Source organism: Streptomyces sp. SM10 (genome assembly GCF_002910915.1).
In the GTDB taxonomy this organism is placed as follows: Bacteria; Actinomycetota; Actinomycetes; order Streptomycetales; family Streptomycetaceae; genus Streptomyces.
In genome coordinates this window covers 4642-15067 of sequence record NZ_NEUF01000180.1, presented here as the reverse complement: position 1 = coordinate 15067, position 10426 = coordinate 4642, and the positions used below count along the sequence as shown (strand labels likewise).

General features: G+C 69.9%; 8 protein-coding genes. 6 read left to right on the top strand and 2 right to left on the bottom strand.

Translation table 11 applies throughout. The features are described 5' to 3' along the window. Both B9S57_RS36025 and B9S57_RS30105 read left to right on the top strand, forming a co-directional pair. Window positions 1-1201 (top strand): AAA family ATPase (locus tag B9S57_RS36025; protein WP_258036701.1); only part of this gene is annotated, 1201 nt, incomplete at its 5' end. A gap of 252 nt (window positions 1202-1453) precedes the next feature. Further along, window positions 1454-2872, top strand: coding sequence for a sugar porter family MFS transporter (locus B9S57_RS30105; protein WP_103760338.1), 1419 nt, complete (start codon window positions 1454-1456; stop codon window positions 2870-2872). A gap of 97 nt (window positions 2873-2969) precedes the next feature. Here B9S57_RS30105 and B9S57_RS30100 read toward each other — a convergent pair whose 3' ends face one another. Further along, a complete protein-coding gene (locus tag B9S57_RS30100; RefSeq protein ID WP_103760337.1) occupies window positions 2970-4361 on the bottom strand; it encodes a cytosine permease in 1392 nt (463 codons plus the stop codon). Window positions 4362-4471: 110 nt separating this feature from the next. Between B9S57_RS30100 and ftsY the strand changes: the two genes are divergently transcribed. Next, complete coding sequence (gene ftsY, locus B9S57_RS30095) at window positions 4472-5686, top strand: signal recognition particle-docking protein FtsY (RefSeq protein ID WP_103760336.1); 1215 nt, start codon at window positions 4472-4474, stop codon at window positions 5684-5686. Window positions 5687-5751: 65 nt separating this feature from the next. Here ftsY and B9S57_RS30090 read toward each other — a convergent pair whose 3' ends face one another. After that, window positions 5752-6399, bottom strand: a complete 648-nt coding sequence (locus B9S57_RS30090) for a bifunctional DNA primase/polymerase (protein WP_103760335.1) — start codon at window positions 6397-6399, stop codon at window positions 5752-5754. A gap of 424 nt (window positions 6400-6823) precedes the next feature. Here B9S57_RS30090 and B9S57_RS30085 point away from each other — a divergent pair, with 424 nt between their 5' ends. From B9S57_RS30085 to B9S57_RS30075, 3 genes are all read left to right on the top strand, one after another. Further along, entirely contained in the window at window positions 6824-8299 is a 1476-nt protein-coding gene (locus tag B9S57_RS30085; RefSeq protein ID WP_103760334.1) for a hypothetical protein, read from the top strand. Between the two features lie 339 nt (window positions 8300-8638). Beyond that, window positions 8639-9991, top strand: a complete 1353-nt coding sequence (locus B9S57_RS30080; protein ID WP_103760333.1) for an ammonium transporter — start codon at window positions 8639-8641, stop codon at window positions 9989-9991. After that, the gene (locus B9S57_RS30075) at window positions 9988-10326 is read left to right on the top strand and encodes a P-II family nitrogen regulator (RefSeq protein ID WP_033304048.1); all 339 of its coding nucleotides are present in this window, start codon (window positions 9988-9990) and stop codon (window positions 10324-10326) included. Before B9S57_RS30080 ends, B9S57_RS30075 begins: the two co-directional genes overlap by 4 nt. Window positions 10327-10426: the final 100 nt, after the last annotated feature.

The following is a 10426-nucleotide window of genomic DNA, read 5'->3' as shown; positions in this document are numbered from 1 at the left end:
CGCGCGCCAGACCGAGATGGAGGCCCGCCTCCAGGCGCGCACCCACGAGGAACGGGTCAGGGCGCTCGCCGGTCGGGCCGACGCACTCGACCGCGCGGCCCGTGCCGAACGCGAGGCCCGCGCCCGCGCCGAGCAGCGCCGTACCCGTCTGCGTCACGAGGCCGCCGTGGCCACCGCCGTCGCGTCGGGCGCCAGGCAGCTGCTCGCCCATGTGGAGGTCTCGGTCGTACGCGCGGACGAGGAGCGGACCAGGGCGGAGGCGGCGAAGGGCGAGCGGGAGCGGGAGCTGGCCGCCGAACGCGGCCGAGGCCGTGACCTCAAGAGCGAGCTCGACCGGCTGACCGACTCGGTGCACCGGGGCGAGGTCCTCGGGGCCGAGAAGCGGCTGCGCATGGAGCAGGTGGAGGCCAAGGCGCTGGAGGAGTTCGGCGTGGAGCCGGCGGGTCTGGCGGCCGAGTACGGGCCGGATCAGCTCGTGCCGCCGTCCCCCGCGGCGGAGGGGGAGGAGCTTCCCGCGGACCCGGAGGATCCGCGCAACCGGCCGACGCCGTTCGTCAGGGCCGACCAGGAGAAGCGGCTGAAGGCGGCCGAACGGGCGTACCAGCAACTCGGGAAGGTGAATCCTCTCGCCCTCGAGGAGTTCTCGGCGCTGGAGGAACGGCACAAGTTCCTCTCCGAGCAGCTCGAGGACCTGAAGAAGACCCGGGCCGATCTGATGCAGGTGATCAAGGAGGTCGACGAGCGGGTCGAGCAGGTGTTCACGGAGGCCTTCCGGGACACCGCACGCGAGTTCGAGGGTGTTTTCTCGCGGCTCTTCCCGGGCGGCGAGGGCCGTCTCATCCTCACCGACCCGGACAACATGCTGACGACCGGTCTCGACGTCGAGGCGAGGCCGCCGGGCAAGAAGGTCAAGCGGCTCTCGCTGCTGTCCGGAGGTGAGCGATCCCTTACGGCCGTTGCCCTCCTGGTCTCCATCTTCAAGGCCAGGCCGAGTCCGTTCTACGTCATGGACGAGGTGGAGGCGGCGCTCGACGACACCAATCTGCAGCGTCTGATCCGGCTCATGGAGGAGCTCCAGGAGAGCTCCCAGCTCATCGTGATCACGCACCAGAAGCGGACGATGGAGGTCGCGGACGCGCTGTACGGCGTCTCCATGCAGGGCGACGGGGTCTCCAAGGTGATCAGCCAGCGGCTCCGCTGAGGCCTGTTCCTCCTGGCTGAGGGGCAGTCACACCCTCTTTACCTAATCTTCAACACTTCAACGTACGTTTTGGGTGTTCCTGGGTACTTGTGAAGGAGGCCTTGGCTCGACCCGAGTCTTGACTTCGAAACATGAACGCATAACCTCAGCAATATTGTTTTTGCCTTCAAGTGGTGGTCGGCTGGAAGTTGTGCGCCACTGGGAGGGCTCACCCCCCACGCCTGACGTTGCGGCCAGGCATCAGGAGTTCATGTGACCAGCACAGCGCACGGACCGGAGTCCGGAGCCCGGGACGCCCACCCGGACCATCTCGGCCATGTCATCTTCATCACGGCGGCCGCAGCGATGGGCGGTTTCCTCTTCGGCTACGACAGTTCCGTGATCAACGGTGCCGTCGAAGCCATCCGTGACCGCTATGACATCGGGTCAGGGACGCTGGCCCAGGTGATCGCCATCGCACTGATCGGCTGTGCCATCGGAGCGGCGACGGCGGGACGCATCGCCGACAAGATCGGCCGTATCCGCTGCATGCAGATCGCCTCGGTGCTCTTCACCATCAGCGCCGTCGGATCCGCCCTGCCGTTCGCCCTCTGGGACCTCGCCATGTGGCGGATCATCGGCGGCTTCGCGATCGGTATGGCCTCGGTCATCGGCCCGGCCTACATCGCCGAGGTCTCGCCGCCCGCCTACCGCGGTCGCCTGGGTTCCTTCCAGCAGGCCGCCATCGTCATCGGCATCGCCATCTCGCAGCTGGTCAACTACGGCATCCTGCAGATCGCCGACGGCGAACAGCGAGGCGAGATCGCCGGCTTCGAGGCCTGGCAGTGGATGCTCGGGGTGATGGTCCTGCCGGCCATCCTGTACGGGCTGCTCTCCTTCGTGATCCCCGAGTCGCCGCGCTTTCTGATCTCCGTCGGCAAGAGGGACCGTGCCCGGAAGATCCTCGAAGAGGTCGAGGGCAAGAACACCGACCTCGACGCTCGCGTGAACGAGATCGAGACGGCCATGCGCCGTGAGCACAAGTCGAAGTTCAGCGACCTGCTCGGGAGCCGCTTCGGCTTCCTGCCGATCGTCTGGGTGGGTATCGGGCTGTCGGTCTTCCAGCAGCTCGTCGGCATCAACGTCGCGTTCTACTACTCGGCGACGCTGTGGCAGTCCGTCGGCATCGACCCCACCGACTCGTTCTTCTACTCGTTCACCACGTCGATCATCAACATCATCGGCACCGTGATCGCCATGATCCTGGTCGACCGGGTGGGCCGCAGGCCTCTCGCGCTCGTCGGATCCGTCGGTATGGCCATCGCCCTGGCCTTCGAGGCGTGGGCCTTCTCCGCGGACCTGGTCGACGGCAAACTGCCCACGACCCAGGGCACCGTCGCCCTCATCGCGGCCCACGTCTTCGTGCTCTTCTTCGCCCTGTCGTGGGGTGTCGTCGTCTGGGTCTTCCTCGGGGAGATGTTCCCGAACCGCATCCGCGCCGCGGCCCTCGGTGTCGCCGCGTCCGCGCAGTGGATCGCCAACTGGGCGATCACCGCGAGCTTCCCGAGCCTGTCCGACTGGAACCTGTCGGGCACCTACATCATCTACACCTGCTTCGCCGTGCTCTCCATCCCCTTCGTGATCAAGTTCGTGAAGGAGACCAAGGGCAAGGCGCTGGAGGAGATGGGCTGATCCCCGCTGCCCCTCTCCTCGACCCGCTGCCCCGGTCCGGCCCATGCCGGCCCGGGGCAGCGTTCTGCCGTCCCGCGGTCCGTCCGCGGAGCCGGCGTCAGAACGGGACCGGTGCTCCGGCCGTCCCGTCCGCAGGGCGGGGTAGGGCCGCGTACAGCCCCGCCGCGACGAGGATCGTCGCCGCCCAGCCCAGGCCGTCGCGCCCGATCCAGGTGGAGGCGAGCGGGCCGGCGAACCAGTCCACCTCGGTGAAGGCCAGCCCCACCACGAGCCCCGCGCCCCAGGCGGCCATGGCCTGCCGGCTGAATCCGCCGGTGTACCAGTAGCCGCTGCGGGGGGTGGTGTCCATGAGCGCGGCGGGGTCGTAGGTACGGCCGCGCAGCATGTCCACGCCGAAGACCCCGATCCAGGCGGAGAACGTCACCCCGAGCAGGGTCAGGAACGAGAGGAAGGTGTCGATGAGACTCGTCGTCACCATCATCAGCGTCCCCCCGAGCAGCAGGCTGACCGCCGCGTTCACGCCCACGGCCCAAGCGCGCGGCACCGCGAAGCCGACCGTCTGCGCGGTGAAGCCGGCGGAGTACATCGACAGGGCGTTGATCAGCACCATGCCGAGGACGGCGGTCAGGAGGTAGGGGACCGAGATCCAGCGCGGCAGCAGCTCGCCGATGAAGGCCACGGGGTCCTTCGCGGTGGCCAGGTCCGGTGAGCTCACCGCCATCACCGCTCCCATCAGCACCATGGGCACCACGGTGACCAGAGCGCCTCCCACGGCCGCGCCGACCATCGCCCGGGAGGGCGCGGAGCGCGGCAGATAGCGGGTGAAGTCCGGTGCCGAGGGAACCCAGCTGATGCCCCCGGCCGCGAGCGTCCCGATTCCCGCGATCACCATCCCCACCGGTCCGGGCGGACGGTCGAGGACCGCCCGCCAGGGGGCCGAGCCGATCAGATGGACCAGGACGAGCAGACTCGCGCCCCCGAAGAGCCACACCGAGACCCGGGAGCACACCCGCAGCGCCGTGATGCCGACCCCGGACACCAGGAAACTCGCCGCGACGAAGGCCGTCAGGGTCGCGAGGACGAGGGTGGACGTGCTCCGGACGCCGAGGAGCAGGTCGAGCACGGCCAGCAGGGCGAAGGAGCCCGTGACCGCGTTGGCCGTCTCCCAGCCGCAGCGCGCGAGCCAGAGCAGCGCTCCGGGGAAGAGGTTGCCGCGCTGCCCGAACACCGCTCTGGACAGGGCCATGCCGGGGGCCCCGCCGCGCTTGCCCGCGATCGACACGAGACCGACCAGCCCGAACGAGAGCACGGGGGCCGTGACGGCCACGGCCAGCACCTGCCAGAAGTTCAGCCCGTCGAAGACGGTGAGCCCGGCTCCCACGGTCAGCAGCAGCACCGTCATGTTGGCCGCCACCCAGGTGGGGAAGAGGGTGCGGACCCGGCCGCCGCGCTCGTCGTCGGGGACGGGATCCAGGCCGCGGTTCTCCACGGTCAGCAGCGTACCTTTACCCCCAAACGTGGCATACCGGCCGCACGGTCACCCTGCCCGCCGTCCGGAACCGTGCCCCGACCACAGCCGTGGCCGATACTGGGCTGGTTATGGAAATCGCCGAAATCGTCATCCTTGCTGTAGTCATCGCCCTGGTCGCGGTCGGCGTGATCAGCGGGCTCGTGGTCAGCAGCCGCAAGAAGAAGCAGCTGCCGCCCTCGGCACCGTCGAGCACGCCGACCCTCACTCCTCCCGCCGAGCCCCATGTAGGCGAGGAGGCCGAGACGCCGCGCGACGAAGCGCGGCGCACCGTCGAGGAGGTCGGTCTCCCCGGTGACGGGACTCCCGTCGAGGAGACCCCGGTCGTCATCGAGCCGGAGCCCTCCGCGCTCGAAGTCCCCGAGCCCACCGCGGGCCGTCTCGTGCGGCTGCGCGCCCGGCTCGCCCGTTCGCAGAACTCCCTGGGCAAGGGGCTGCTCACGCTCCTGTCCCGCGACAACCTCGACGAGGACACCTGGGAGGAGATCGAGGACACCCTCCTCACCGCCGACGTCGGCGTCGCCCCCACCCAGGAGCTGGTGGAGCGGCTCCGCGAGCGTGTCCGTGTCCTCGGCACCCGTACGCCCGACGAACTGCGCACCCTGCTGCGCGAGGAGCTCGTCACCCTGCTCGGCCCCGACTTCGACCGTGCGGTGAAGACGGAGGGCGGCGAGGAGACGCCCGGCGTCGTCATGGTCGTCGGTGTCAACGGCACCGGCAAGACGACCACGACGGGCAAGCTCGCCCGGGTGCTGGTCGCCGACGGCCGCAGCGTCGTGCTCGGCGCGGCGGACACCTTCCGCGCCGCCGCCGCCGACCAGCTCCAGACCTGGGGCGAGCGCGTCGGCGCCCGCACCGTGCGTGGCCCCGAGGGCGGCGACCCGGCGTCGATCGCCTTCGACGCGGTGAAGGAGGGCATCGCCGAGGGCGCCGACGTCGTGCTCATCGACACCGCGGGCCGACTGCACACCAAGACCGGTCTCATGGACGAGCTCGGCAAGGTCAAGCGGGTCGTCGAGAAGCACGGCCCGCTCGACGAGATCCTGCTCGTCCTCGATGCCACGACCGGTCAGAACGGTCTCGTCCAGGCGCGGGTCTTCGCCGAGGTGGTCGACATCACCGGCATCGTCCTCACCAAGCTGGACGGCACCGCCAAGGGCGGCATCGTCATCGCCGTCCAGCGCGAGCTGGGCGTCCCCGTGAAGCTCATCGGCCTCGGCGAGGGACCGGACGACCTGGCCCCGTTCGAGCCGGGTGCCTTCGTCGACGCGCTGATCGGCGACTGACCCCCGACGTCCCACGGGCATGTGAAGGGCGGTGGACCCGAGAGGGGTTCACCGCCCTTCCGCGTTCACCAGCGGTGGCATATGTAGGCGAGCGTGCCCAGCAGCAGCCGGGCCTGCGGGGGAGCGGCTGCCGTGTCCGGCGCCGGCGGGCGCAGCCAGCGGACCGGGCCCAGACCTCCGCGGTCCGAGGGGGGAGCCGTGACGTAGGCGCCCGGGCCGAGCGCCCTCAGATCCAGATCCGCGTCGTCCCAGCCCATCCGGTAGAGCAGTGCGGGCAGGCCGGCGGCGGCTCCCGGGGCGACGAAGAACTGCGTCCGGCCTGCCGGTGTCACCGCCACCGGACCCAGCGGCACCCCCATCCGCTCCATCCGCACCAGCGCGCGCCTGCCGGCGGCCTCGGCGACGTCGAGCACGTCGAACGTCCTGCCGGCGGGCAGCATCATCGAGGCGCCCGGCACCTCCGCCCAGGCTTCCGTGGCCATCGTGAGGGTGGCGCCCGGCGGGACCTCGGGGGCGAAGTCCAGAGGGTGCGCGCCGGGGGCCGCGCACGCGCTGTCGCCGCACGAACAGGCGCCGGCCGCGGCACGCGCGCCCGGAGCCACCGCCCATCCCCAGAGTCCTGTGTATTCCGCCACCGCGGTCGCCCCGGCCCCGCGGCCGCGACGCCGCGTGCCGGACCGCATCTCCCGGATGCCGCCGATCGTGAAGCCCATGCCCCCTCCAACGGGTCCGACTCACCGGTGGTTACGACCCGGAGTCCTGGACGTCCTCCGCGCGCCGGCGGTCGGGCGGCGCGCGGGGTGGCGAACCAGGGGGACGCGTCATGCCTCCCGCGCCCCTGGATGCTTCACTCCGCCTGCTGCTGATCGCGGCCTGTCAAGTGAATCGCGGACCGGGCCGGACGGGTTCATCCGAAGGGGTGGCGAATGGTGGCGTTTCAGTAACGGCCCTCGCGGTGACGGTGATCGTAGGATTACCGTCGGTACTCGAACCTGCAATTGCATGCGCTGGTGGGTATGCCCCGGGCACACCCGATTTTCTGTTCGATGGTGCGCAACGCCGGCTACGGGCGGCACCGGGGCACGGCATTCTGATAGAGGTTCGCGCGACAGGTTTCAGCGGGATGGGGGCGTATCCGTGAGTGGCAGTGGCGCAGGCGAGACGAATGCCGGGAAGCGCCCCAACGGGCAGTTGGGCTCGTGGTTCGTGCGGAGCGGCTGGTCGAAGGGCGAGCTCGCCCGCCAGGTGAACCGGCGGGCCCGGCAGATGGGTGCCCACCACATCAGCACCGACACCTCCCGGGTGCGCCGCTGGCTGGACGGCGAACAGCCCCGCGAACCGATCCCGCGCATCCTCTCCGAACTCTTCTCCGAGCGTTTCGGTGCCGTCGTGCCGGTCGAGGACCTCGGACTGCGCGCGGCCCACCAGGCCCCCTCGGTCGCGGGGGTCGACCTCCCCTGGGCGGGCCCGCAGACCGTCGCCCTGCTCAGCGAGTTCTCCCGCAGCGACCTCATGCTCGCCCGGCGCGGATTCCTCGGCAGCTCCCTCGCCCTGGCCGCCGGTCCCACACTCATCGAGCCCATGCAGCGCTGGCTGGTGCCCGTCGCCCGTCCGGGCCAGGCGGAACCGGAGCTGCCGTCCGCCGAGAGCCGCCCCTCGCGGCTCTCGGGTCCCGAGCTCGACCTCCTGGAGTCCACCACGGCGATGTTCCGCCAGTGGGACGCCCAGTGCGGCGGAGGACTGCGCCGCAAGGCCGTCGTCGGCCAGCTCCACGAAGTCACCGACCTGCTGCAGGAGCCGCAGCCGCAGGCCACCGCCAGGCGCCTGTTCCGGTGCGCGGCCGAACTGGCCGAGCTCGCGGGGTGGATGAGCTACGACGTGGGTCTCCAGCCCACCGCCCAGAAGTACTTCGTGCTCGCCCTGCACGCCTCCAAGGAGGCCGGCGACAAGCCGCTGGGCTCGTACATCCTCTCCAGCATGAGCCGCCAGATGATCCACCTCGGCCGGCCCGACGACGCGCTCGAACTCATCCACCTCGCCCAGTACGGAAGCCGCGACTGCGCCACCGCGCGGACCCAGGCCATGCTGTATGCGATGGAGGCGCGCGCCTACGCCAACATGGGCCAGCCGAGCAAGTGCAAGCGGGCGGTCCGGATGGCGGAGGACACCTTCGGCGACGCGGTCCTCGACGACGAGCCCGAGCCCGACTGGATCCGCTTCTTCTCCGACGCCGAGCTGCACGGCGAGAACGCCCACTCCTACCGTGACCTCGCCTATGTCGCCGGCCGCAGCCCCACGTACGCCTCGCTCGCCGAGCCGGTCATGGCCCGCGCCGTCGAGCTCTTCGGCGAGGACGACGAGCACCAGAGGTCCTACGCGCTCAATCTCATCGGCATGGCCACGGTGCATCTCCTCAAGCGCGAGCCGGAGGAGTCGACCGTCCTGGCCACCCGGGCGCTGAAGATCGCCAAGAAGGTCAGGTCGGAGCGCGTCAACACCAGGCTCCGCAAGACCGTCGACACCGCTGCCAGGGACTTCGGCGACATCGCCGAGGTCGCCCGGCTCACCGACCTGCTCACCGAGCAGCTCCCGGAGACCGCGGAAGCGGTCTGACCGGGCACTCCCGCCACCGGCCACGACGGCCGCCCCGTACCACCCGACTCGGCTCCCCCATTGCCAGGTCAGCGGGTCGCCGTCGTGGCCGGTTCACGTCTCCCGGCGTTCCAACCGCACCGTATGCGGCGCAGGCAGCATGGTAGGCAGGGCACCGGGCCCGACACCCCTGGTTCATGGGGACGTAACACGCCCGGGTCCTTCGTCACTGTGGTGAAACATCGTGCGGCATTCGTGGAAACCGCGCTGCGCGAATCTCATGGCGCATAACCGGCCCGCACCTTTTCACCGTGGTCCCGCACCCCCGCACGTGGCCGCACCGACGACGAGGAGACGCCGATGCCCCCAGGCATCACGACGCTTGCCGCAGACGCCCCGGAGCTGTCTGCCGCCAACACAGGGTTCATGCTCATCTGCTCCGCGATGGTGATGCTCATGACCCCGGGCCTGGCCTTCTTCTACGGAGGCATGGTCCGCGTCAAGAGCACCCTGAACATGCTGATGATGAGCTTCATCAGCCTCGGGATCGTCACGATCCTCTGGGTGCTCTACGGATTCAGCCTCGCCTTCGGCGCCGACGTCGGCTCCGTCATCGGCTGGAGCTCGGACTTCGTCGGCCTCAGCGGGATCGGCGTCACGGAGCTCTGGGACGGCTACACCATCCCGGTCTACGTCTTCGCCGTCTTCCAGCTGATGTTCGCCATCCTCACCCCGGCCCTGATCAGCGGTGCCCTCGCCGACCGCGTCAAGTTCACCTCCTGGGCGCTGTTCATCACCCTCTGGGTCACCGTCGTGTACTTCCCCGTCGCCCACTGGGTCTGGGGCGCCGGCGGCTGGCTCTTCGAGCTGGGTGTCATCGACTTCGCCGGCGGTACGGCCGTCCACATCAACGCCGGTGCCGCAGCCCTCGGCGTGATCCTCGTCATCGGCAAGCGGGTCGGATTCAAGAAGGACCCGATGCGGCCGCACAGCCTGCCGCTCGTCATGCTCGGCGCCGCCCTCCTGTGGTTCGGCTGGTTCGGCTTCAACGCCGGCTCGTGGCTCGGCAACGACGACGGTGTCGGTGCCGTCATGTTCGTCAACACCCAGGTCGCCACCGGTGCGGCGGTCCTCGGCTGGCTCGCCTACGAGAAGATCCGCCACGGTTCCTTCACCACCCTGGGCGCCGCCTCCGGCGCCGTCGCGGGCCTCGTCGCCATCACCCCCGCGGGCGGTGCCGTCAGCCCGCTGGGAGCCATCGCCATCGGCGTCATCGCCGGTGTGCTGTGCGCCATGGCCGTCGGCCTCAAGTACAAGCTCGGTTACGACGACTCCCTCGACGTCGTCGGCGTCCACCTCGTCGGCGGTGTCCTCGGATCCCTGCTCATCGGCTTCTTCGCCACCGGCGGTGTGCAGTCCGACGCCAAGGGCCTCTTCTACGGCGGCGGACTCGACCAGCTCGGCAAGCAGGCCGTCGGTGTCTTCGCGGTCCTCGCGTACTCGCTGGTCGTCTCGGCGGTCCTGGCGTTCGTCCTCGACAAGACCATCGGGATGCGGGTCAGCGAGGACGAGGAGATCTCCGGTATCGACCAGGTCGAGCACGCCGAGACGGCGTACGACTTCAGCGGTGCCGGCGGCGGCGCCACCACCCGCACGGCCCCGCCGGCCCCCGGCACGCCGGCAGCCCCGACGAACAAGAAGGTGGACGCATGAAGCTCATCACCGCAGTCGTGAAGCCGCACAGGCTGGACGAGATCAAGGAGGCCCTCCAGGCCTTCGGCGTCCAGGGCCTCACGGTCACGGAAGCCAGCGGCTACGGGCGTCAGCGCGGACACACCGAGGTCTACCGTGGTGCCGAGTACACCGTCGACCTCGTACCGAAGATCCGCATCGAGGTACTCGTCGAGGACGAGGACGCCGAACAGCTCATCGACGTGGTCGTCAAGGCCGCCCGTACGGGCAAGATCGGTGACGGCAAGGTCTGGAGCGTCCCGGTCGACACCGCGATCCGCGTACGGACGGGTGAACGCGGCCCGGACGCGCTCTGACCGACGGTCCCTGTGAACGGAAAGGCAGCTGGGTGACGAGCACCGAAGTGACCACCGATTCCGAGGACTCGGGACCCAGCGGCTATGCGGCGGCCCGGCT

Coding starts and splice junctions, on each gene's coding strand:
- ftsY (WP_103760336.1), top strand. CDS start 4,472: ATGGAAATCGCCGAAATCGTCATCCTTGCTGTAGTCATCGCCCTGGTC.
- B9S57_RS30090 (WP_103760335.1), bottom strand. CDS start 6,399: ATGGGCTTCACGATCGGCGGCATCCGGGAGATGCGGTCCGGCACGCGG.
- B9S57_RS30080 (WP_103760333.1), top strand. CDS start 8,639: ATGCCCCCAGGCATCACGACGCTTGCCGCAGACGCCCCGGAGCTGTCT.
- B9S57_RS30075 (WP_033304048.1), top strand. CDS start 9,988: ATGAAGCTCATCACCGCAGTCGTGAAGCCGCACAGGCTGGACGAGATC.